At 72.0% G+C, this 21,567-nt stretch carries 21 protein-coding genes; 10 read left to right on the top strand and 11 right to left on the bottom strand.

Features of this window, described 5'->3' with window-relative positions:
* Positions 1–369 precede the first annotated feature (369 nt).
* A complete protein-coding gene (putP, locus tag HMPREF9719_RS00750) occupies positions 370–2,016 on the top strand; it encodes a sodium/proline symporter PutP (protein ID WP_004600038.1) in 1,647 nt (548 codons plus the stop codon).
* Between the two features lie 1,232 nt (positions 2,017–3,248).
* Here putP and HMPREF9719_RS00745 read toward each other — a convergent pair.
* The 5 genes from HMPREF9719_RS00745 to HMPREF9719_RS00725 form a co-directional block, all read right to left on the bottom strand.
* A complete protein-coding gene (locus HMPREF9719_RS00745; protein WP_004600037.1) occupies positions 3,249–4,367 on the bottom strand; it encodes a ThiF family adenylyltransferase in 1,119 nt (372 codons plus the stop codon).
* Between the two features lie 182 nt (positions 4,368–4,549).
* Positions 4,550–5,431 (bottom strand): 3-hydroxyacyl-CoA dehydrogenase, encoded by an 882-nt coding sequence (locus tag HMPREF9719_RS00740; RefSeq protein ID WP_004600036.1) that lies wholly within the window; start codon positions 5,429–5,431, stop codon positions 4,550–4,552.
* A gap of 301 nt (positions 5,432–5,732) precedes the next feature.
* Positions 5,733–5,924: a hypothetical protein gene (locus tag HMPREF9719_RS00735; protein WP_004600035.1), complete on the bottom strand. Its 192-nt coding sequence runs from the start codon at positions 5,922–5,924 to the stop codon at positions 5,733–5,735.
* Positions 5,925–6,139: 215 nt separating this feature from the next.
* Positions 6,140–6,763, bottom strand: coding sequence for a response regulator transcription factor (locus HMPREF9719_RS00730; protein ID WP_004600034.1), 624 nt, complete (start codon positions 6,761–6,763; stop codon positions 6,140–6,142).
* A 126-nt stretch (positions 6,764–6,889) separates the two neighbouring features.
* Positions 6,890–8,083 (bottom strand): sensor histidine kinase, encoded by a 1,194-nt coding sequence (locus HMPREF9719_RS00725; protein ID WP_004600033.1) that lies wholly within the window; start codon positions 8,081–8,083, stop codon positions 6,890–6,892.
* A 204-nt stretch (positions 8,084–8,287) separates the two neighbouring features.
* Between HMPREF9719_RS00725 and HMPREF9719_RS00720 the strand changes: the two genes are divergently transcribed.
* Complete coding sequence (locus HMPREF9719_RS00720) at positions 8,288–9,361, top strand: ABC transporter permease (RefSeq protein WP_004600032.1); 1,074 nt, start codon at positions 8,288–8,290, stop codon at positions 9,359–9,361.
* Positions 9,358–10,038, top strand: coding sequence for an ABC transporter ATP-binding protein (locus tag HMPREF9719_RS00715; RefSeq protein ID WP_004600031.1), 681 nt, complete (start codon positions 9,358–9,360; stop codon positions 10,036–10,038). Before HMPREF9719_RS00720 ends, HMPREF9719_RS00715 begins: the two co-directional genes overlap by 4 nt.
* A gap of 103 nt (positions 10,039–10,141) precedes the next feature.
* Here HMPREF9719_RS00715 and HMPREF9719_RS00710 read toward each other — a convergent pair whose 3' ends face one another.
* The 5 genes from HMPREF9719_RS00710 to thiC all read right to left on the bottom strand — a co-directional run bounded on the left by HMPREF9719_RS00710 (position 10,142) and on the right by thiC (position 14,944).
* Entirely contained in the window at positions 10,142–10,927 is a 786-nt protein-coding gene (locus tag HMPREF9719_RS00710; protein WP_004600030.1) for a thiazole synthase, read from the bottom strand.
* A 64-nt stretch (positions 10,928–10,991) separates the two neighbouring features.
* Positions 10,992–11,207 carry a sulfur carrier protein ThiS gene (gene thiS / locus HMPREF9719_RS00705; RefSeq protein WP_004600029.1) on the bottom strand — a complete coding sequence of 72 codons (216 nt, stop codon included), beginning with the start codon at positions 11,205–11,207 and terminating at the stop codon, positions 10,992–10,994.
* Between the two features lie 151 nt (positions 11,208–11,358).
* Positions 11,359–12,492: a glycine oxidase ThiO gene (thiO, locus tag HMPREF9719_RS00700; RefSeq protein WP_004600028.1), complete on the bottom strand. Its 1,134-nt coding sequence runs from the start codon at positions 12,490–12,492 to the stop codon at positions 11,359–11,361.
* On the bottom strand, positions 12,493–13,158 hold the full coding sequence (locus tag HMPREF9719_RS00695; protein ID WP_004600027.1) for a thiamine phosphate synthase: 666 nt from the start codon (positions 13,156–13,158) through the stop codon (positions 12,493–12,495).
* Positions 13,145–14,944: a phosphomethylpyrimidine synthase ThiC gene (gene thiC / locus HMPREF9719_RS00690; RefSeq protein WP_004600026.1), complete on the bottom strand. Its 1,800-nt coding sequence runs from the start codon at positions 14,942–14,944 to the stop codon at positions 13,145–13,147. The genes HMPREF9719_RS00695 and thiC overlap by 14 nt, the downstream gene beginning before the upstream one ends.
* 481 nt (positions 14,945–15,425) lie before the next feature.
* Here thiC and rplS point away from each other — a divergent pair, with 481 nt between their 5' ends.
* From rplS to HMPREF9719_RS00655, 7 genes are all read left to right on the top strand, one after another.
* Entirely contained in the window at positions 15,426–15,770 is a 345-nt protein-coding gene (rplS, locus tag HMPREF9719_RS00685; RefSeq protein WP_004600025.1) for a 50S ribosomal protein L19, read from the top strand.
* 195 nt (positions 15,771–15,965) lie between these two features.
* Complete coding sequence (lepB, locus tag HMPREF9719_RS00680) at positions 15,966–16,718, top strand: signal peptidase I (protein ID WP_004600024.1); 753 nt, start codon at positions 15,966–15,968, stop codon at positions 16,716–16,718.
* Positions 16,719–16,722: 4 nt separating this feature from the next.
* Positions 16,723–17,418 carry a ribonuclease HII gene (locus HMPREF9719_RS00675; RefSeq protein WP_004600023.1) on the top strand — a complete coding sequence of 232 codons (696 nt, stop codon included), beginning with the start codon at positions 16,723–16,725 and terminating at the stop codon, positions 17,416–17,418.
* A gap of 9 nt (positions 17,419–17,427) precedes the next feature.
* Positions 17,428–17,733, top strand: coding sequence for a DUF2469 domain-containing protein (locus tag HMPREF9719_RS00670; protein WP_004600022.1), 306 nt, complete (start codon positions 17,428–17,430; stop codon positions 17,731–17,733).
* Between the two features lie 215 nt (positions 17,734–17,948).
* Complete coding sequence (locus HMPREF9719_RS00665; protein ID WP_004600021.1) at positions 17,949–18,395, top strand: hypothetical protein; 447 nt, start codon at positions 17,949–17,951, stop codon at positions 18,393–18,395.
* Positions 18,388–19,560 carry a DNA-processing protein DprA gene (locus tag HMPREF9719_RS00660; protein WP_004600020.1) on the top strand — a complete coding sequence of 391 codons (1,173 nt, stop codon included), beginning with the start codon at positions 18,388–18,390 and terminating at the stop codon, positions 19,558–19,560. The genes HMPREF9719_RS00665 and HMPREF9719_RS00660 overlap by 8 nt, the downstream gene beginning before the upstream one ends.
* A gap of 11 nt (positions 19,561–19,571) precedes the next feature.
* Entirely contained in the window at positions 19,572–20,573 is a 1,002-nt protein-coding gene (locus HMPREF9719_RS00655; protein ID WP_004600019.1) for a tyrosine recombinase XerC, read from the top strand.
* Here the strand turns inward: HMPREF9719_RS00655 and HMPREF9719_RS00650 are convergent.
* Positions 20,570–21,154: a murein hydrolase activator EnvC family protein gene (locus tag HMPREF9719_RS00650; RefSeq protein ID WP_244848167.1), complete on the bottom strand. Its 585-nt coding sequence runs from the start codon at positions 21,152–21,154 to the stop codon at positions 20,570–20,572. The genes HMPREF9719_RS00655 and HMPREF9719_RS00650 overlap by 4 nt on opposite strands.
* Positions 21,155–21,567 lie beyond the last annotated feature (413 nt).

Here is a 21,567-nt window from a genome sequence, read left to right as displayed (position 1 = left end):
CGCGGCCGCCGCGGGGCCGGGCGGCCGGGGCGTTGGAGCCCGCGGCGCCCGAGCTGGGCCCGGCGGGTTGGGTCTTGGCACCAAGCGTCATCGGCTCGAGTGACTCCTTTCGGTTCCAGCGCCCCTTAAGGCAGCGGCGTCGGCGGCGCCGGTGGCCGCGGGGCGGCGGCAGGGGACCGGCCGCAAGGCCGGCCGGCGGATCACCCAACGTATACAGACAGCTCTGTTCAGCGGCGAAGGGTTCTCCTCACCCTGAGGAGATCCCCACTATGTGCGGCGGTCCGCGACGGGCCACTAGGGGTGATCTAGCTCGCGATGTAGGCTCTAAGGTGTTTCCAAGCACAAAGTAACCATGTGAAGGGTTCTGCGATGGCGGAAAGTACCTGGTTCCTCATCGCCATGGTGATCTACCTGGCGATCATGATCGCGATCGGGCTGTGGAGCTACCGACGCACGTCGAGCTACGACGACTACGTGCTCGCCGACCGCGGCCTCCACCCGTTCGCTGCGGCGCTCTCCGCGGGCGCGTCCGACCTGTCCGGCTGGGTCATCATGGGCCTGCCGGGCATCGTGTTCATCTCCGGGCTCGCGGAGATCTGGCAGCCGCTCGGCCTGGCGATCGGCTGCTTCCTGTCGTGGACGTTCGTCGCGCCGAGACTGCGTGCCTACTCGGAGCTCGCCGGCAACTCCGTGACCCTGCCGAGCTTCTTTGAGAACCGGCTCCACGACCGCTCCCGCTCGCTGCGCGTCATCGCGGCGATCATCATCATCGTCTTCTTCGGGATCTACGTGGCCTCCGGGATGGTGGCGGGCGGCCGCTACTACGAGGCGACCTTCGGCGGCGCCTTCGAGGTCGGTGGCTTAAGCGACTTCCACCTGGGGCTGCTCATCATCGGCGCGATCACCGTCGCCTACACCTTCTTCGGCGGCTTCCTCGCGGTGTCGTATACCGACGTCGTGCAGGGCTCGATCATGTTCGTCGGGCTGCTCATCGTGCCCGTCATGGCGCTCTTCGCGCTCGACGACCCGTCGGATATCTTCAGCTTCCCGACCCAGAACGACTGGGCGGCCACCATCGAGCAGGAGGGGATCGGCAACCCCGACTTCTTCAACCCCATCCCCGAGCTGTCCCTCGTCGTCATCCTCTACATCATCGGGCAGCTCGCCTGGGGCTTCGGGTACTTCGGCCAGCCCCACATCATCGTGCGCTACATGGCGCTCAAGAAGCCCAGCCAGGCGAGGGAGGCCCGCGCCTACGGCGTGACCTGGGTGGTGTTGTGCATGGGCGGCGCCATGGCCACGGCGATCGTCGGCGCGACGTTCTTCGGGCAAAACCCCGGGCTCACGGTCACCGATCAGGTGAACTACGAGACCGTCTTCCTCGACATGGGCCGCACCCTCTTCCACCCGCTCATTGCCGGCCTGCTGCTCACCGCGGTGCTCGCGGCGATCATGTCGACCATGAGCTCGCAGCTCTTGGTCGTGGCCTCCTCGCTCATCGAGGACCTCTACCGCATCGTCGCGAAGACGCGGCCCAGCCAGACGTTCCTCGTCGCCGCCTCGCGCGGCGCGGTGCTCGTCGTCGCGCTGCTCGCCGGGGCGTTCGCGTGGAACCCGCAGGACTCCATCCTCGACCTCGTGAGCTTCGCGTGGGCCGGCTTCGGCTCCGCCTTCGGGCCGCTGATGATCTACGCGCTCTACTGGAAGAAGCTCAACACCGCCGGCGCGGTCTCCGGCATGGTCAGCGGTGCGCTCGTGTCCTTCGTGTGGGGCTCCATCGACGTGCTCACCGACCACGTCTACGAGGCGCTGCCCGGCTTCCTCACCTCGCTGATTGTCACCTACGTGGTCTCCAAGCTCACCGCCGAGCCGAGCGACGAGGTGCAGCGCGAGTTCGAGCACGCCGAGGCGCTCGTCAAGGAGTCCTTCGCGGACAAGAAGGCGCCATTCAGCGAGATCCGCGAGAAGGTCGACCCCCGTTTCGGCGGCGGGCAGGAGAAGCGAGCCTCCCGCTAGCCTGACGCGCAGTTTTGTCGGTCCCGCTGCGGCCGGCCACGTAGCCGATCGGTCCCGGACCTATATACAGGCCCGGGGCCGCGTCGTTGTCAACTGGTGGGGTATCGCTAGCTGCAAGCTTCCGGCTGCTTGTGATCGTCGCCTATCGAGGCGTCGTTAAACACGGCGGTAACGATAACAAAGGAAGGCTGCCCCGCGATTGTGTGGAGTTACCACTCCGACCGGGCATCAGAAACGGCCCTTGGCTAGGGTGTTTGAGCGAACGGGACGAGATTCAATGCTAGTAGTGCGAATAACAACACCGTCACGCCGCCCAGGGCGATCGCTGCGATGGCAATTGTTCGACTGGGGGCGCTCGGGTCTGAGGCCCGCGGCGCAACTAGGGAGCATGTTTCCAAAACTATAGAAGCAACTCCAGATAGAAGACCGATCAGGGGGAAGAATGCGACTGTAAATAGACTGATAACTCCAAGTGCCAATCCGGTGACGACGAACCACTTGGGTGCCGAAGTGCGGGAGAGTTGCGTGGAGGTCATGTATCATCCTCGCTACAGATTGTTCAGGGAAACCGTGAGTGAGAGTTTGTGATATGATAATTCGACGGTGCGACTTCCACTGTGGCTCGCGATCCCTTGATTCCGATGTTGATTGCCCCTCTCGTGGAGAGAAATTCATTCATAGACGTATGCATGAATTCCTCCTGTGGGGTAGGAACGGTGACGGTAATATCGTAGAGGTCTAAGTTCCTAGTACAACTCACGTGTTAGGCTGCCTGACCCGCTAAGTCAACATGTGATCTACATTATCATTGTGGTCGTCGGGTTTATCGTCCCGCAAGTCCGATGCGGCAGGCCTGGGTGCGTGGATGAGGGATCGTCGCGGAGGGTCGAGGACCGTGTCGTGGTGTAAAAGCTGACTCGATCATTCGCGTAGCTCCCGGTCGCGTTAGCCATGTGCGTGCGCCGGCCGCGGCAACGTGCAGTACACCGTTCTCATCAGGCAACCCCCTCGAGCTCCGAGCCTGGAAGGATGTAGTCAGTTTCAACTCGTGCATCCCTGCGGCACGCTTTGCCATGCTCGTGGCGGGCAGGAGACTCGAGCCTCCCCGCTAGGCTTCCGTGCTGATTGGCCTGCCCGCCGCAGTGGTGCCAGTCGCGTAGCCGAGCGGCCCCGGCCCCATGTACAGGTGTGCAGGGCCCGGGGCCGCGTCGTTATCGGCAGATGGGGTTTCGCTAGCCGTGCTCCTTAACCCAGCCGTTCGCCCCGCCGGGGAAGTTCACGAGCTCGGCGCCGACACCGCGGGCGAGTTCCCCGTAGTCCTCGACGAAGTTCGAGCTGCGCCGCCCAGAGGCGCAGTAGACGACGACGCGGCCCGCGCCGTCGAGCGCGGCCTCGACGTCCGCGGGCGAGGAGATCTCGCTCAGCGGCAGGCGCCTGGGGTTGGTCGACTCCGGCAGGTCGGCGAGCAGCTTCTCGTGGGGCTCGCGGATGTCGAGCGCGAGCGCCTCGCCGCGCTCCGCGGCGGCGACGAGCTCCTCGGGGTCGGGGCCCGGGTCGGGCGCGCCGCACACGTCGGCGTAGGTCTCCTGGAGCGCGGTCACCGGCTCGCGGGCGGGGTCGGCGCGCACCGTGAACGAGCGGAGGCTGCCGCGCAGCGCGTCGTAGGCCATGACCCGCCCCGGGACCGACTCGCCGATGCCGGCGAGGTACTTGATCGCCTCGGTGGCCATGAGGTTGCCGATCACCGCGGTCGTCACGCCGAGCACTCCGGCGGTCGCGCAGTCCGGCGCGGCCGAGGCGTCGGGCTGCTCGGGGAAGAGGTCGCGCAGCCCCACGCCGCGCTCGGTAGGCCCGCAGTGCCACAGCGCGGCCTGCCCGTCGAAGCGCAGCACCGTGCCCCACACGAGCGGGGTACCGGTGATCTCCGCGGCGTCGGCGCTCAAGAACTTCGTCGCGAAGCTGTCCGAGCCGTCGATGAGGAGGTCCACATCGCGGGTGAGCGCCACGGCGTTGTCGGCGGAGAGCCGCCCGCGCCTGGCGGTGACCTCGATGCCCGGCTGGAGGGCCTTGAGGCGCTCGGCGACGACTTCGACCTTGAGGCGGCCCTGGTCGGACGCGCCGAAGAGGATCTGGCGGTGGATATTGCTGATGTCGACGGTGTCGTCGTCGATGACCTCGACGTGCCCGACGCCGGCGGCCGCCAGCGACTGCATGAGCGGGCAGCCCAGCCCACCGGCGCCGATGACGAGCACGCGCGCGTCGGCGAGGCGCTCCTGCTCGTCGAGGTCGTAGCCCGGCAGCGCGAGCTGCCTGGCGACCCTGGTGAGTTCCTGCTTGTCTAGATTCGCCACTGTCACCTCGACGATCGTGGATGTCTCCCGGGCCCGGCTGCCGCGCGACAACTACCCCCGGTCGGGCCCGAGTGGGTGTGAGAAAAGGATAGGGGCGCGGCCGGCCCCCGGGCCAGCCACGCCCCGTCGTCGCACCCGAGGCGGCGCCGCGCGAAACCGCGACGCACGCCCCTGAGCGGTGTTTAGCGCTCCTTGAGGTTGCCATCCTCGTCGTAGGTCAGGAAGCCCTCGCCGGCCTCGACGCCGGTCTTGCCCTTCTTGACGTACTCTTCCTCGATCCGCTTCGCGATGCGGGCCATCTCCTCGTCCTCGTTGTTCTGCCCGATGGTCGAGACGGTGCGCAGCCCGACGACGTCCATCTCCTGGAAGGGCCCGATCGGGGAGCCGGTGGACTCCCGCCAGTCGCGGTCGACCTCGGCGGGGTCGGCGATGTCCGAATCCCAGAGGCGCTGCGCGGCCTCGAGGAACGGCACGAGCAGGCTGTTGAGGATGTAGCCGGGGTGCTCGCGCTTGATCTCGACGGGGATCATCTCCATCTCGCGGGCGTACTCGACGACGGTCTTGCGGACCTCCTCGTCGGTCTTGGTCGTCGGCATGATCTCCGCGGTGCGGTAGTGCCACAGCTCGTTGGCGAAGTGCATGGCGAGGAAGCGGTCCTCGCGCCCCGTCGCCTCGCTGAAGTCCGACGGGCGCAGCGTCGAGGTGTTGGTGGTGAAGATGGTCTTCTCCGGGGCGGCCTTGCCCACGGTGGACCAGATGTCCTTCTTCAGCTCGACCTTCTCGGGCACGGCCTCGATGACCAGGTCCGCGTCCGAGACGGCCTCCGCGAGGTCGCTCGATTGCGAGAGGCGCTCGCGAGTCTCCTTGATGCGCTCCTCGCTGGCCTCCTCGAGGCCATTGGCGTAGGTCTTGTCGAGCTTGTCGAAGCGCTCCTTCGCGGCCTTGAGCGCGTCGTCGTTGATGTCGTAGCTGACGACGTGCTTGCCAGCGAAGGCGGCCTGGTAGGCGATCTGCGCGCCGAGCACGCCGGCGCCGAGCACGGTGACGTTCTTAATGTCGGTCATAGAAAAACCATCCCCAAATAAGTCGATTGCGGTGAAGCTCTCGCCGGGCGGCAACCGACCCAGACCAGAGGAACCCGGCGGCCGGCCTCGGCGAACGCGTACGCCCACCATGCTAAGCGCGAATCGGCGCCCGGGTTGGGCGAGCGCAGGCGAAACTCGTGGGAAGTGCCTTCTCACCTGCGAATAGTGTTCTTTATCACCGAACGGTGGGATATTCCCCCGGTCGAGGGAGGAAGGGTGGGCGGCCGAAAACCGCAGCGAGGAATTGCTCTATGACGCTCCCGCCGACGTCGGCGCCGGCCTAGTGTTCGGCGGTCTCCGCGACTGTCTCGAGACCGTTGCCGATCGGGCCGGCGGCGTCCTCGGCCGCGGGGCCCCACGACACGATCGCGGCGATCATGCCGCCGAGCAGAGCCAGGCAGACGCCCTGGCGAACGACGCTAAAACCCGTATCCATGATCGCGGTGACCGTCACTTCCAGCTCCGTACTCATCCTGTCCTCGCCGGCTCGCGTCGGCGGCGATGCCGGGGTCATGTATGCGACGCAGCCTATTCGGCGCGACTGAGGGAGGGATACGATTCGGTTTTTCGGGAGGAGAATTCCGAACGATGAGAACGTGCCGATGTGCCGATTAGCGGATGACGTTCGGCATGGATTATGGGCACGGACGATGGCGACCGACCGTGGCCACCTCCGGCGGCGGAAAACTAGCCGATGATGCGCCGCCGCCGGGCTTCCACGACGGCGGAGGTGCGGTTGTCGACGCCGAGCTTCTGGAAGATGTGCACGAGGTGCGTCTTCACCGTTGCCGGCGAGATGAACAGCTGCTTGGCGAGCTCCCGGTTGTTCGCACCCGACTCGAGGGCGCGGAGGATCTCGATCTCCCGGGAGGAGAGCGCCACCTCGGGGCGGGTGACCCGCTCGGCGAGCACCCCCGCCACGCGGGAGGACATCGGGCGCTCGCCGCGCGCGACGGCGCGCACCGCCTCGTGGAGCTCTTCCTCGGGCGCGTCCTTGAGCAGGTAGCCCAGCGCCCCCGCGGCGAGTGCCTCGACGATGTCGGCCTCCGCGTCGTAAGTCGTGAGCACCAGCACCGGCGGCCCGCCGGCCTCCTTGATCCGCTTTGTCGCCTCGATCCCTCCCATCTTCGGCATCTGGACGCCCATGACGACGACGTCGATGGGTTCGGCGTCGGGGTCGGTGGCCCGCGCGAGCGCCTCGGCGCCGTTGTCGGCCTGCGCGGCGACGGTGACGTCGTTAAAGGAATCGAGGATGGCGCGCAGCCCGGCGCGCACGACGGGGTGGTCGTCGACGAGCATGACCCTGATCATGTGGCTGTGTCTCGGGCTCCTTTCCGCCTTGTCCGGCCCCCGCGAAAGTGGCCGCCGCGGGGTGCGCCTCGCGCTTGGGAGAGGGGCGGCCCCGCCGGGGGAGGGGAGGGGTTCTGCCCGCGAAGCCTAGCGCAGCGGGATCGTCGCGGCGACGACGGTGGCGCCGGGCTCGGAGTCGACGGTGAGTTCCCCGCCGGCGGCGGCCGCGCGGCGGCGCATGCCGGCGATCCCGAAGCCGTGCTCGGCGGTGGTTTCGACGGCGTCGGGGTCGAAGCCTCGGCCGTCGTCGAAGACGTCGAGGGCGACCTCGTCGCCGAAGTGGTTGAGGGTGAGGCGCACGCGGCTGGGTTCGCCGTGGCGCAGCGCGTTGGCGAGCGCCTCGGCGGCGATGCGGTAGAGCGCCGCGGCGGCGCTGTCGGGCAGCGGGCCGGCCTCGGGGGCGTCGACCTCGATGAGGACGTCGCGGCCGAGATCCCTCTCGCGGCGCCGGGCCTTCGCGGCGAGCTCGCGGAGCGCCTCGGACAGGGGCCGGGCGGGGGCGGCGCGCCCGGCGACGAGGCGGCGCGCCTCGGCGAGATTGTCCGAGGCGGTGTCCTCGATGGCGGCGACGTGGGAGCGGAGCTTTGCCGCCTGCTCGCCCGGGGCGTCGATGCCGGCGAGCTGGCCGCGCGCGGCGCGGGAGAGCAGGACGATGGAGTTGAAGCCCTGGGCGAGGGTGTCGTGGATCTCCGCCGAGAGGCGCTGGCGTTCTGCGAGGCGTCCCGCGGCGTTCTCCGCCTCGAGGAGGCGGCCGCGTGCCTCGCGGAGCTCCTCGGCGAGGCGCCGAAATTGCTGTGCCTCGGCGCTTAGGGCCCGGTAGCCCCAGTAGGCGCCGGCGGCGACGAGCACCCCGAAGGCGGGGCCGACGACGCCGGCGACGCCGTTGTCGCGGTAGGGCACGAGGGCGGCGAGCGCCCACATCGCGGCGAGGGCCGCCGCGCCCGCGGCGGGCGGGAGCTGGGAGAGCACGACGAAGACGAGGGGGAAGAGCAGCCACACGAAGGAGTCGCTCACGACGACGAGCGCGGCCCAGAGCGCGACGAGCGCCGCGAGCCACGCGATGCCCGCCCAGCGCGGCGGCCCGAGGGGCGCGGCGAGCACCCCTAGGAGGTAGGCGGCGCCGAGGACGCCGGCGAGCCCCAGGCCGAGGGCCGTCCTGCCGCCCGCGGGGTTCTCGGCGAGGAAGCTTAAAGCGGCGACGACGAGCAGCGCGGCGAGCACGGCGTGCACGGCGCCGCGGAGGGTGGAGAGGATCGCTTCGAGCGGGGCGGGGCGCGTCACGACCCCGGACGCTAGCCGCGCCCGACCGCCCCGGGCAATCAACCAGGTGGTTGATCGGGAAATCGGGCGGCGAGCCGATTACCCGAGGCCGCTCACGGAGAAGCATGGATGACGTCGCCCGGCGGGGCGCCCCGCAGGCCACCAGGCCGGCGGGGAAGGCCGCGTCGGACCACAAACGTTTCGCAGGTAGGAAGGCTTCTCGACATGTATCTCGCCGTGCGCGATATCCGCGCCGCCGCGGGCCGCTTCGGGCTCGTCTCCGGCGTCGTCGCGCTCATCACGCTGCTCATCGTCATGCTCACCGGGCTCACCGCGGGCCTCGGCAAGCAGAACACCTCCGCGCTCGAGGCGCTGGGCCCCGACCGGTTCGTCTTCGGCGCGCCCGGCGCGTCCAACGAGGCGGAGGTGTCGTTCACCGACTCGGTCGTCTCCCCTGAGGCGCAAAGCGAGTGGGACTCGCTTCCCGGGGTGGAGGTCACCGAGCTGGGCGTGGCCCAGACCCGCCTCGAGGTGCCCGTCGGCGAGCCCGGCGCGGGTGCCACCGAGCCGCTCGCGGTCATGGGGCTTCCCGCCGGCACCCCGCTGCCCGGCGGCGGGGAGGTGCCAGGCGACGGGGTGCTGCTGCCCGACGAGCTCCTCGAGGGCGACGCCCCCGGCGCGGTGCTGCTCGGCGGCACGGAGCTTCCCGTCGCGGGGGAGGCCGCGACCGAGTGGTACTCGCACCAGCCGGTCGCGTGGGTGCCGATCGATCGCTGGTACGACATCGCCCACGCCGAGCGCCCCACCGTGCTTCTCGCGAGCGGGGAGGGCGCGCAGGACGCCGCGGACAACCCGCCGGCCGGCACCGTCGCCGCGTCCACGAGCGAGGCGCTCATGGGGCTTCCGGCCTACGCCTCGGAGCGCGGCTCTCTGCTTAGCATCCAGGCGCTGCTCTACGGCATCTCCGCGCTCGTCGTGCTCGCGTTTTTGAGCGTGTGGACGATCCAGCGCACCAGGGACCTCGCGGTGCTCCGCGCGCTCGGCGCGTCGAAGGGCTACGTGCTGCGCGACGCGCTCGCCCAGGCCGGCATCGTGCTCGCCGCGGGAGCGGGCGTTGGCTCCGCGGCCGGCGCGGGGCTCGGCGCCCTTGCCGCCACGGCCGTGCCGTTTGAGCTCACCGCCGCCACCGTCATCGTCCCGGCGCTCGGCGTCGCCGCGCTCGGCGCCGTCGGCGCGTTCGTCGCGACGCGCCGCGTCGTGTCCATCGACCCCAACGAGGCCCTAGGAGCCGCCGCATGATCCTCGACATCCAAGACGCCACCATCACCTTCCCGGACGGGGACCGCACGCTGCGCGCCCTCGACGGGGTGTCCATGAACGCCGACGCGGGCGAGCTCGTCGCGATCGTCGGGGAGTCCGGCTCGGGGAAGTCGACGCTGCTCTCCGTGGCGGCGGGGCTCATCGCCCCCGACTCCGGCGGGGTCTCCGTCGCCGGCCGCCGGCTCGACCCCGGCGAGGAGAACGAGCGCGCGAGGGTGCGCCGCGAGGAGATCGGCGTGGTTTTCCAGCAGCCCAACCTGTTGGGTTCCTTGACCGCCCGCGAGCAGCTGCTCATCGCCGATCACCTGCGCGGCATCAAGCCGCGGAGGGGCCGCGCCGACGAGCTGCTCGCCCGCGTGGGGCTTGAGGGCCTCGGCTCGCGGCGCACGCATGAGCTCTCCGGCGGGCAGCGCCAGCGGGTGAACATCGCCCGCGCGCTCATGGGGGAGCCGAAGCTGCTGCTCGCCGACGAGCCGACCTCCGCGCTCGACCACGAGCTCTCCCGCCGCGTCGTGGAGCTGCTGCGCGGGCTCACCGACGAGCTGGGCGTCGCGACCGTCATGGTCACCCACGACCGCTCGCAGCTCGACGTCGTCGACCGGGCGGTGACCATGGCCGACGGCCGCGCCCGCGAGGTCGTCCCCGCCGCGGGCTAGACCCCGCCGCGCACGAGAAACGGCCCGCGCCCCAAGCCGGGGCGAGGGCCTTTTGTCGTGGCGGTCGCGGCGGCCGCGCGGGATTCGCTCGGCCCGGGTCGTTCTAGAGCACCTGGTCGGGCCAGCTGGCCAGGCCCTCGAACGTCGAGGAGGCCTCCGCGTGGCGGCGGGTGGGGATCCGGCCCGCCTGCGCGGCGAGCCGGCCGGCCTCCACGGCGTGGCGCATCGCCGAGGCCATCGCCACCGGGTCCTGGCAGCGGTTGATCGCGCTGGCGAGCAGCACCCCGTCGCAGCCGAGCTCCATGGCCAGCGCCGCGTCCGAGGCGGTGCCCACGCCCGCGTCGAGGATCACCGGGATGTTCGCCCTCGAGCAGATGAGCTCGATGTTGTGCGGGTTGAGCACGCCCAGCCCCGTGCCGATCGGCGCGCCGCCGGGCATGATCGCCGCGGCGCCGACCTCCTCGAGCCGGGCGGCGGCGACCGGGTCGTCGTTGGTGTAGGCGAGCACCGTGAAGCCCTCGCCGACGAGCAGCTCGCAGGCGTCGACGAGCTCCGTGGTGTCGGGAAGCAGCGTGTCCTCGTCGTGGATGACCTCCACCTTGATCAGCTCCGTGCCGAGCGCCTCCCTCGCGAGCCGCGCGGTGAGCACCGCGTCCCTCGCGGTGCGGCAGCCGGCCGTGTTGGGCAGCGGCGCGATGCCGAGCCGCTCAAGCAGCGCGAAGACCGACTCGCCCGAACCCTTGGCTTGGGCCTGGTGGCGGCGCATCGCGACGGTGGTGAGCTCCGTGCCGGAGGCGACGAGGGCGTCCTCGAGGATCGACTGGGAGGTCGCCCCGCCGGTGCCCATGATGAGGTGGGAGCTATAGGACGTCTCCCCGATGGTGAGCATGGTTGACAAGACCTTCCCCTCTAGTTGTTCGGTCCCGAGGCGGTGCGGTTGCGGCGGCTTCTGCTTAGCCGCCCTGCACGGCGGTGAGGATGTCGACGGCCTCGCCGTCGGCGACGACGCGCTCGTCCCACTCGGAGCGCGGCACGACGTCGCCGTCGACGGCGACGGCCACGCCCTTGCGGGACTCGGCGCGCTCGTCGACGAGCGCGCCGACCGTGACGCCCGCCCCGGTGGCGGGCTCGTCGTTGACGGTGAAGCTGACCGTGGTCGGTGTGCTCATGGCTCTTCTCGATCGTCCTTCCTGGTCGTTGGCGGCGGCGCGTAGGTGTTGGTGCCCAGCCTAGGGGCGCGGGCGGGCCCCGCGGGCGGGCGCGGCCGCGCGTTGTTCTCGGAACTCGGCGCCGCGCGCCGCGGGGCCGCCCGCTCTGTGTTTATCCGCGCCCGGCGTGGCGCAGGGGGTCGGCGGGCGCGGCGACCTCGGCGAGGCGCCCGCCGGTCTCCCCGGTCGCGAGCGCCGCGGCGAGCGGCGCGAGCAGGATCCCGTGGCGGAAGTACCCCGTCGAGATCACGAGGTTCTCGGCGACCTTGCCGAGGTAGGGCAGGTCGTCGGGAGTGCCGGGGCGGGCGCCCGTGCCGGCCTCGACGAGGCCGAGCTCCTCAATACCGGGGCAGACGCGGACCGCGTCGCGCAGCAGCCCGTAGATAGCGCCGAGCGGCGGGCGGTCGCGCTCGTCCTCCCTGGATGTCGCGCCGATCGCGAGGCGCCGCCCGCGGGGGATGAGGTAGATCGGCCGGTCGTTGACGAAGCCGCGGATCACCCGCTTCACGAGCGGCGGCTCCCCGGCGGGGGACTCGGCAATAAGGATGTCGCCGAAGACGGGCCGAAGCTTCAGCGGGGAGGGCCCCTCGAACCAGCCGCCTACCTGGTGCGCGCCGAGCCCGTTGGCGAGGACGACGACCGCGCCGTCGGCGTCGATCTCGCCCGCGGTGGTCTCCACGGCGGTGACGGGGGAGCCGGGGCCGGCGGCGGTGCGAAGCCGCGTGGCGCTCTCGCGGACGAGTCGCGCGCCGCGGTTCTTTAAGGCGTCGAGGAGCGCCTCGGCGAGCGCGCGGGGGAAGACCTGGTGGTCGCCCTCGATGGACACTGCGCCCGCGAGCCCGGGGGAAAGCCCCGGCTCCAGGCGCCTCGCCTCGCGCACGGTGAGACGCTTAGGCGCGCGGGCGAAGCGGCCCTGGTGCTCTGCGAGCTCCGCGAGGTGGCGCGCGTCAGCGCGGTCCGCGGCGACGACGAGCGTGCCAGCCGTGTCGTAGCCGGTCGGCAGGTCCGTCGCGCCCGAGAGCCGTTCAATAAACGACGGGTAGAGCTCGGCCGCCTCGAGCATCATGGGGTAGAGCGGCTCCTGGCGGTACTGCACCTCCGCGACGGGGGCGAGCATGCCGCCGGCGAAGTGCGTCGCCCCGCCGGCGGGGTCGGGGTCGACGACCTCGACGTCGAGGCCCCGCTCGGTGAGCTCGAAGGCGCAGGCGAGCCCCACGGCCCCGGCGCCGATGACGATGGCGCGCACCTAGGACCGCCCCCGCTCGAAGCCCGCGAGCACCTCGCGTGCGGCGGCCTCCGGGTCGGCGGCGCGCATGAGCGCGCGGCTGAGCGCCACGCCCGCAATACCCGTGCCCGCGAGCGGCTCGGCATCGCGCGGGGTGACGTCGCCGATCGCGACGACCGGCACGGCGCTCTCCCGGGCGAGCGGCGGGTAGCCGTCGATCCCTAGCGGCTCGCGGCCGGAGTCCTTGGTGGGGGTGGGGCGGAAGGGCCCGGCGCCGATGTAGTCGATGTGCTCGGCGACCTCGTTCGCTCCGCGCACGAGCTCGAGCGTCCCGGTCGTCAGCCCGACGATCGCCTCGCCCCCGAGCAGGCGGCGCGCCGCCTTCGGCGGCAGGTCGTCCTGGCCGAGGTGCACGCCGTGGACGTTCTCCCCCTCGGCGATGAGCGCGGCGGCGACGTCCGCGCGGTCGTCGACGAGCACGCGGGTTTTCGGGTTCGCGTCCGCGACCGAGCGGGCGACCCGCCGGGCTAGTTCATAGAGGTCGCGCGCGGCGATCGGCTTGCTGCGCACCTGCACGACGCCCGCGCCGCCGGCCGCGGCGGCCGCCGCGATGCGCGCGATCTTTGCCGGCTCGCCGGGGCCGGTGACGAGGTAGCAGCGCAGGTCGAGGCGCCTAGTTGTCGCCATGGTCCTCCCGGAGGTAGATGTTCGAGCCCCGCTCGCGGAACTCGCGGGACTTCCTCGCCATCCCGGCCTCCGCGTCGGCGGGCTCCGCTACGCGGGCGACCTCGTCGGGGACGATGCCGGGCATGCCGAGGGTCTCCGTGAATGTATCTCGAATGTCCTGGGAGATACGCATCGAGCAGAACTTCGGCCCGCACATCGAGCAGAAGTGCGCGGTCTTCGCCGGCTCCGCGGGCAGCGTCTCGTCGTGGTAGGCCTGCGCGGTCTCCGGGTCCAAGGAGAGCGCGAACTGGTCGTTCCACCGGAACTCGAAGCGCGCCTTGCTCATCGCGTCGTCCCAGGCGCGTGCCCCGGGGTGCCCCTTGGCGACGTCCGCGGCGTGCGCGGCGATCTTGTAGGTGATCACCCCGGTCTTCACGTCGTCGCGGTTGGGCAGGCCCAGGTGCTCCTTCGGGGTGACGTAGCAGAGCATCGCCGTGCCGCCCATCGCGATGGTCGCGGCGCCGATCGCGGAGGTGATGTGGTCGTAGCCGGGAGCGATGTCCGTGGCCAGGGGCCCGAGCGTGTAGAACGGCGCGTCGCCGCACCACTCCTGCTCCTTTTCGTTGTTGACCTGCACCTTGTCCAGCGGCACGTGGCCGGGGCCCTCGACCATGACCTGCACGTCGTGCTCCCACGCCCGGTGGGTGAGCTCCCCGATGGTTTTGAGCTCCGCGAACTGGGCGGCGTCGTTCGCGTCGGCGAGGCAGCCCGGCCGCAGCCCGTCGCCCAGCGAGAACGCCACGTCGTAGCGGGCGAAAATCTCGCAGAGCTCGTCGAAGTTCTCGTAGAGGAAGGACTCCTTGTGGTGGGCGAGGCACCAGCCGGCCATGATCGACCCGCCGCGCGAGACGATGCCCGTGACGCGCTTGGTGGTCAGCGGCACGAACGGCAGCCTAACCCCCGCGTGGATGGTCATGTAGTCCACGCCCTGCTCGCACTGCTCGATGACCGTGTCGCGGAAGATCTCCCAGGTGAGCTTCTCCGCCTCGCCGCCGACCTTCTCGAGCGCCTGGTAGATGGGCACGGTGCCGATGGGCACGGGCGAGTTGCGCAGGATCCACTCGCGGGTGGTGTGGATGTCCTTGCCCGTCGAGAGGTCCATGACCGTGTCCGCGCCCCAGCGGGTCGCCCACCGAAGCTTCGAGACCTCCTCCTCGATGGAGGACGTCACCGCCGAGTTCCCGATGTTCGCGTTGATCTTCGTGAGGAACTTCCGGCCGATGATCATCGGCTCGCTCTCGGGGTGGTTGACGTTATTGGGGATGATCGCCCGGCCTTTCGCGACCTCGGAGCGGACGTGCTCGGGGGTGGTGTGCTCGCGCAGCGCGACGAACTCCATCTCCTTGGTGACGATCCCGCGGCGCGCGTAGTGCATCTGGGTGACCCGGCGGCCCTCGGTCGCGCGGCGCGGCGGGCGGTTCGTGCCGCGCCACCGCGACTCGGGGCTCGCCTGGAGCCGCGGGCGCCCGTCGTCGAGCGGGTGCTCGGCGCGGCCCTCGTAGGTCTCGGTGTCGCCGCGCTCCTCGATCCACTCGCTGCGCAGGCCCGCAAGGCCCTCGGTGACGTCGCACTCCGGCCCGCGGGTGCGGTAGGTGTAGAACGGCTCGTTCGGCCCGGTCGGGGAGTCGTCGAGGGTGATCTCGGTCTCCGGGACCTCGAGCCCGCCTCGGCGGATCGGGCTGTAGCGGTGCTTCGGGTGGATCTCGGTCGCCTGGTCGAGGTTCTCGTCGCGATCGGAGATGGGCATGGCTAGTGAAGCGCTCCTCTTCTTCCTACGCCGGTACTAACCGGACAGGTTCGAACGGTGCTCGCGCGGCTCCCCGCGCCCGCCCGGCCGAAAACATGAAGAAAAGAGAAGGAAACGACCGGCGGCGCGGCAGCGCGATCTCAGCCCGATGCCTCGGGCGCCCGTGTGGGACGCCTGCAGACTAGCGCGCCTGTGTGACCCACGCCAAAAGATTGGCGGGCAGTCTCGGACGACTTAACGGAACCGCGGGCGGGGAGTTGGCGCCGGCTTGGCCCGCGGGGCGGGATGTGGCAGGATAGATCGGTCGAACCCGACGCCGCGCACGATCTCGCGCGCCCGCCGGGTTTTGCGTTGGAACGGATACGAACCGGCCGAGCGCCCCGATAAACGCCGGCGGCCCCCTTGGGAGGCCGCGGGCGGTGGGGAAGTGCCGCCAGGGTCCTCTGTCCCGGAAACCACAAGTAAGGAATACGAGACTTACATGAACCACATTCTCGACCGCGTGGACGCCGCCCAGCTGCGCGACGACATCCCCGACTTCCGCCCCGGCGACACCGTCGCCGTCGACGTCAAGGTCATCGAGGGCAGCAACGAGCGCACCCAGCTCTTCACCGGCGTCGTCATCCGCCGCCAGGGCTCCGGCATCCGCGAGACCTTCACCGTCCGCAAGATCTCCTTCGGCATCGCCGTGGAGCGCACCTTCCCGGTGCACTCCCCGAACATCGCCTCGATCAAGGTGACCCGCCGCGGCAAGGTGCGCCGCGCGAAGCTGTACTACCTGCGCAACCTCCGCGGCAAGGCCGCGCGCATCAAGGAGCGCAAGTAGCCCCCAGCCCGCCCCGCGCCCCGCGCGGGCGGGCAGCAGGCCCCGGCCCTCGACGCGAGCCCCGCGCCGAGCGGCCGGGGTCTTTTTCTTTCCCACGGCGGGCGCCGCGCGACGCCGCGCCCCCGGGCCGGGCGGCGGCCGCGCCGCGGGGCGCGGCTTCCGGACTTAAACGGGCGCGCTGCTAGCATCGGCGAGGTGACCAAGCCGAACGAGCGGGCCGAGGACGCCGCCGAGCCGGGGCCCAAGCCCACGCCCTGGTGGGTGGAGATCCCCGCGATCATCCTGCTCACCTGCATCATCCTGTCGGTGTTCCAGAACGTCGTGGGGCGGCTCTACGTCATCCCCAGCGCGTCGATGGAGCCCACGCTGCACGGCTGCGAGGGCTGCACGGGCGACCGCATCTTCGTCGAGAACGTCAGCTACTACTTCTCCGACCCGGAGCCCGGCGACGTCGTCGTCTTCCGCGGGCCTGAGTCGTGGAACGGGCAGTGGGTCTCCCACCGCTCGGACAACGCGGTGGTCTCCGCGCTGCAGACCGTGGGCTCCGTGCTCGGCTTCGCGGACCCGGACGAGAACAACCTCGTCAAGCGCGTCGTCGCGGGGCCCGGCCAGGTCGTGTCCTGCCAGGCCGGCGACCCCGCGGTCATGGTCGACGGGGAGCCCACCGACCAGTCGTTCGTGCTCGACCCGCCGCAGTACGCCGCCGGCTCCTCGGGCGGGTCGAACGCGTGCGGCGGGGAGTACTTCGGGCCCGTGCAGGTGCCCGAGGGCAACGTGTTCGTCATGGGCGACAACCGCACCGGCTCGGCGGACTCGAGGGCGCACCTGGGCGACGAGTTCCAGGGCACCGTGCCCATCGACAACATCAAGGGCCGCGTCGTGGCGAAGGTGTGGCCGCCCTCGCGCATCGGCGGCGTCGAGCACGTCGACCTCCAGCCGCAGCGCTAGCCTCGTGGCGGAGGAGAAGGGCCACGACCTGCGCCGCCTCGAGCGGGAGCTCTATGCCGAGGGCCTCGGGCCGGTGGCCGGCGTCGACGAGGCCGGCCGGGGCGCGTGCGCCGGCCCCATGACGATCGCCGCGTGCGCGCTGCCCGACGAGGATCTCCCGGAGCTTTCCGGGCTCGACGACTCGAAGAAGCTCACCCCCGCGCGCCGCGAGGCGCTCTACCCCAAGATCCTCGAGGCGGCGCTCGCGTGGTCTGTGGTGATGGTCCCCGCGGGAGTCATCGACCGGGTCGGGGTGCACGTCGCGAACCTCGAGGGCATGCGCCGCGCCGTCGAGCGCCTGGATCTCGCCCCGGGCTTCGTCCTCACCGACGGGTTTCGCGTCCCCGACCTTCCCGCCCCGAGCCTGGCGGTGACGAAGGGCGACGCGAGGGTGCGCTGCATCGCCGCGGCGAGTGTTATCGCCAAGGTCTCCCGCGACCGCACCATGGCCGCGCTCGGCGGGGTGTTTCCCGGCTACGGTCTCGAGCGCCACAAGGGCTACGGCACCGCGCAGCACGCCGCCGCGGTGCGCCTGCACGGCCCGACCCCGATCCACCGCTACACTTACTCGAACGTCGCCGCCGCCACCGAGGCGTGGCGGGCCGATCAGGCCCCCGGCGCCGCCGGCGCCGGGGAGGCACCAACCACCGATTCCGCTTAAAGGAGCACGATGAGCGCTGAAGAGCTGGATAACTACGAGGCCGACGCGGAGCTCTCCCTCTACCGGGAGTACCGGGACGTCGTCTCCCAGTTCAGCTACGTCGTCGAGACCGAGCGGCGCTTCTACCTCGCCAACGCCGTCGAGCTCATCCCGCACAGCTCGGGCCCCGACACCTACCACGAGGTGCGCATGTCGGACGCGTGGGTGTGGGACATGTACCGGCCCGCGCGCTTCGTGCGCTACGTGCGGGTCATCACCTACAAGGACGTCAACATCGAGGAGCTCGACAAGCCCGAGTTCGTCGTCCCCGACTAAAACGCCTCTTCGGCGGCCGGGCGCGGGCGGCGGCGCCGCGGCTGTGGACAACCGCGGACCCGCTCCGGCTTGCCCACAGCGCGGGCGCCCCGGCGCCGCGCGGCGCGGCCACGGGCGCGGGAGGATCGAGCCCGCGCCGCGAGGCGGGCATCGCCGCAGGGCGAGCCCCACGGCGGCGCGAGACCGATCGCCCGAGAACCCGCCGTGGAGGAGCCATGAGCGCCGTTGATGCCGCCCGCACCCGCCCCACCGATACCGAGCTCGAGGCCCGCCAGGCCCGCTCGTTCGCCGCCTGCTACTACCGCGACCGCGGCGCCCGCATCCTCAGCCTCGAGCCGGCGGGCCCTGCGCCGCTCGTCGCGCTCGAGGGGGAGTGCTACGTCGCCGTCGACGTGCGCCTCCACCGGGACGCGCTGCCGGCCGGGGCTGGCCTTCCCGTCGCCGCCCCGGAGGCCGTCGCCGCGGCCCGCGCGTGGCTCGCCGGCGCGCCGCGCGCCCCGTGGCGCGTCGACGTCCTCTCCCTCGCGGTCGTCGACCGGTTCCACGGCCCCGGCGGGGTGGTCCACCTCTTCTTCGATGCGGAGCTCGCCGTGGGTGAGGCGCGCCCGTCGCTGCGTGGGCCCGTAGGAGCGGTCGGCTGCCGGCGGCGGGCCCGTGTCTAGCCCGGAGGAGCTCGCCGCCGCGTACCTTGGCCACGTCGTCGAGGGGCCCTCCCGGGCGCTGCAGCGCCACCTCGACGCCGGCCGCGACCTCGTCGAGATCGCCGAGGCCGTTCGCCGCCGCGCCCCGTGGCTCGGCGCGCTGCTCTCGGAGACGGAGGCGCGCCACGACTACGACGCCGAGCGCGACGACCTCGCCGCCGCGCGCGCCGTGGGCGCGCGGCTCATCTACCCCGGCCACGACGAGTGGCCGGCCGCGCGGCTCGACCAGGCCTTCGGCTTCGCCGCGCGGGGGATCAGCCCCCACCTGCGCTCCTACGAGGAGGACGCCGCCGCCCCGCACGCCCTGTGGGTGCGCGGCGCGCGCCTCGACCGGCTCAGCGCCAGGAGCGTCGCGCTCGTCGGCGCGAGGCGGCCTGGCCGCTACGGCAACCAGGCGGCCGCCCACCTCGCCCGATCTCTCGCGGCGCGGGGGCTGGCTGTGGTCTCCGGCGGGGCGAGCGGCATCGACGCCATCGCCCACCGCTCCGCGCTCAGCGCCGGCGGCGCGACGGTCGCGGTGCTCGCCTGCGGCGTCGACCGGGCGCACCCCGCTCACCATCGCCGGCTCCTGGACGAGGTCGCCGCCCGGGGCGGGGCGGTGGTGAGCGAATACCCGCCAGGTTCCCCGCCGCAGCGCCACCGCTTTCTCACGAGGAACCGGCTCATCGCGGCGCTCGCCCCGGGCGTCGTCGCCGTCGAGGCGGCGCCGCGCAGCGGGGCGATCAACGTGCTCACCTGGGCCGCGGGCCTGGGACGGGTGCCGATGGTCGCGCCCGGCCCGCTCACCGAGCCGGGCTTCCGCGGCGGCCACGAGAAGGTCGCGGCCGGGGAGGCGCAGCTCGTCGTCGACGCCGACGACGTGCGCTGCCTCGTCGGCGCGATCGACGGCGGCGCCCCGGTCGCCGACGGGCCCGGCGGGGCGCCTCGGCTCAGCCGCACCGAGCTGCGCGTCTTCGACGCGCTCCACCCCACGGGTCGGCTCGGGACACGCCGCGTCGCGGCCTGCGCGGGCCTGCCGGAGCGCCTCGCCGCGAGCGCGCTGGTGTCTCTCACCAGGCGCGGGCTCGTCTGCCCCGAGCCCGAGGGCTGGCGGCGCGCGGGCGCGCTGCCCTCCCTGGGGCGCTAGGCTGGATCCTCATGACGGGCGGCGAGCACGACGACGGGCGCCCCGCGGGGCAGCTGGCCGCGGCGGTCGAGGACTTCTGCGAACACCTCGTGCTCGTCAAGGGCCGCTCCCGGGCCACGGCGCGCGGCTACCGCTCCGACCTCCTCGGCCTCTCCGAGGTCGCGCCCAACTTCGCGTCCTTCACGCTCGAGGCGCTGCGCGTCTGGCTCGCCGACGCCGCCGAGCGGGGCTTAAGCCGCGCGACGATCGCGCGCCGCGTCGCCGCGGCGAAGGCGTTCTCCTCGTGGGCGGTCGCCGAGGGGCACCTCGACGACGACGTGGCAGCGAGGCTGCGCTCGCCGGCGCCGGGGCGGCACCTCCCCGAGGTCTTGGGCGAGGCGCGGGTCGCGGGCGTGCTCGACGAGGCGGAACGCGCCGCGGGAGCCAAGCCCCAGGCCGGGCGTGGCGGCGACGCCGAGGGCGAGGCCGCGGCGGACGGCGGGGAGCCGCCCAGCCCCCGGGAGCGCGCCGTCCGGCTGCGCGACGCCGCGATCCTCGAGGCGCTCTACGCCACCGGCATCCGCGTCTCCGAGCTGTGCGGCCTCGACGTCGACGACGTCGACCTCGCGGGTCGGCGGATGAGCGTTCTCGGTAAGGGAAACAAGCAGCGCGTCGTGCCCTTCGGCAGGCCCTGCGCCCGGGCGCTTCGGGCCTGGCTCGAGGAGGGCAGGCCGGTGCTCGCTAGGCCCGACGGCCCGGCCGGGGCGGTGTTCCTCGGGGCGCGCGGAGGGCGCCTCGACCAGCGCCAGGCCCGCCGCGTCGTCAAGGACGCGACCGCCGGGGAGTCCGGGGAGGGCGTCGGCCCGCACGGGCTGCGCCACAGCGCCGCGACCCACCTGCTCGACGGGGGCGCGGACCTGCGCGTCGTGCAGGAGGTGCTCGGCCACGAGTCGCTCGCCACGACGCAGATCTACACGCACGTCTCCGCGGCCAGGCTCGCCGAGGTCTACCGCCAGGCCCACCCGCGCGCCTAGCCGTAACGCCCTGCGCTGGCCCGGCCGGCGGGCAGGCCCGCGGAAGGCTTGAGGCGGATGCGCGGCGGCTCTAAGAGGCTCAGCGGGTTGAGGTAGCCGACCGGGTCGGCGGTGGGACGCAGGCCCCAGTGCAGGCCCGGCTCGCCGCGCACCGGGCCGCCTAAGACCCCGATGCGTTGCCCGCGGGACACCTGCTCGCCGGCGGCGACCGCCGGGACGACCGGCTGGTAGGTGGTGCGCAGCCCGTCTGAGTGGTCGATGGAGACGACCCCGACACCGGCGACCGGCCCGGCGAACGCGACTATCCCGTCGCCGGCGGCGAGGATCGGCCGGCCGGGCGCCGCCTCGAGGTCCACGCCGCGGTGCCCGGGCAGCCAGTCGCGCTCGGGCGGGTCGAAGGCGCGCAGCACCGGGCTCGCCGAGCGCAGCCCCGAGACCGGGTCCGAGTAGGCCACGGGTGGTGCCGGGGCGGGCGGCTCGATGGCACGGGCCGGCGGGCCCGGGGCGGCGAGCAGCAGCCAGGCGAGAAGCGCCGCGGCGATGGCGGCCCCGGGGCGGCGGCGGGCTGGTCGGGTAACCACGAGCGCGAGCCAACCGCAACCCGAGCGCCGCGGCGGGGGAGCGGGGCCTACCGCGCGGGGACGGTGTGACGGGTGTGATTAGTGGGGCGCGGGGTGTGTGACCTGTGGAAACTCCCGGGGGTACCCGGTTGGCGGCGCGGGGGTGCGCGGGGGTAGCATTACCGCTCGCAGTGTGCCGATCGTCCCCGCAGGTAGACGCCTGCGGGTCCGGGCGATCGAGGCGCTGACTACGCGCGACCGTCGCCGCCGCGAGCCCCAGCAGGGGCGCGCGGGGTACCGGGGGACACTTGGTCCCGGGGATCGCCTCCCGGGTGTGGCCCTCGCGAGGACGGCCGCCAGGGCGCGGGCAATGCCCTTTCACCCGCCGGGGACCCGGCAGGGCGGGGGACAAAATCCGTGCGGCGCCGCGGGCT

Origin of the sequence: Corynebacterium otitidis ATCC 51513 (genome assembly GCF_000296405.1) — a bacterium.
GTDB lineage: Bacteria > Actinomycetota > Actinomycetes > Mycobacteriales > Mycobacteriaceae > Corynebacterium > Corynebacterium otitidis.
The sequence above is the reverse complement of the archived record's forward strand: the minus strand, read 5'-3'. Positions and strand labels throughout refer to the sequence as shown.

What these genes read in the sequence shown, in the direction of transcription:
- HMPREF9719_RS00715 (WP_004600031.1), top strand. Translation starts at nt 9,358, where the DNA reads ATGATCCTCGACATCCAAGACGCCACCATCACCTTCCCGGACGGGGAC.
- HMPREF9719_RS00730 (WP_004600034.1), bottom strand. Translation starts at nt 6,763, where the DNA reads ATGATCAGGGTCATGCTCGTCGACGACCACCCCGTCGTGCGCGCCGGG.
- HMPREF9719_RS00665 (WP_004600021.1), top strand. Translation starts at nt 17,949, where the DNA reads ATGAGCGCCGTTGATGCCGCCCGCACCCGCCCCACCGATACCGAGCTC.
- thiS (WP_004600029.1), bottom strand. Translation starts at nt 11,207, where the DNA reads ATGAGCACACCGACCACGGTCAGCTTCACCGTCAACGACGAGCCCGCC.
- HMPREF9719_RS00695 (WP_004600027.1), bottom strand. Translation starts at nt 13,158, where the DNA reads ATGGCGACAACTAGGCGCCTCGACCTGCGCTGCTACCTCGTCACCGGC.
- rplS (WP_004600025.1), top strand. Translation starts at nt 15,426, where the DNA reads ATGAACCACATTCTCGACCGCGTGGACGCCGCCCAGCTGCGCGACGAC.
- thiC (WP_004600026.1), bottom strand. Translation starts at nt 14,944, where the DNA reads ATGCCCATCTCCGATCGCGACGAGAACCTCGACCAGGCGACCGAGATC.
- HMPREF9719_RS00670 (WP_004600022.1), top strand. Translation starts at nt 17,428, where the DNA reads ATGAGCGCTGAAGAGCTGGATAACTACGAGGCCGACGCGGAGCTCTCC.
- HMPREF9719_RS00740 (WP_004600036.1), bottom strand. Translation starts at nt 5,431, where the DNA reads ATGACCGACATTAAGAACGTCACCGTGCTCGGCGCCGGCGTGCTCGGC.
- putP (WP_004600038.1), top strand. Translation starts at nt 370, where the DNA reads ATGGCGGAAAGTACCTGGTTCCTCATCGCCATGGTGATCTACCTGGCG.
- HMPREF9719_RS00710 (WP_004600030.1), bottom strand. Translation starts at nt 10,927, where the DNA reads ATGCTCACCATCGGGGAGACGTCCTATAGCTCCCACCTCATCATGGGC.
- HMPREF9719_RS00655 (WP_004600019.1), top strand. Translation starts at nt 19,572, where the DNA reads ATGACGGGCGGCGAGCACGACGACGGGCGCCCCGCGGGGCAGCTGGCC.
- HMPREF9719_RS00720 (WP_004600032.1), top strand. Translation starts at nt 8,288, where the DNA reads ATGTATCTCGCCGTGCGCGATATCCGCGCCGCCGCGGGCCGCTTCGGG.
- HMPREF9719_RS00735 (WP_004600035.1), bottom strand. Translation starts at nt 5,924, where the DNA reads ATGAGTACGGAGCTGGAAGTGACGGTCACCGCGATCATGGATACGGGT.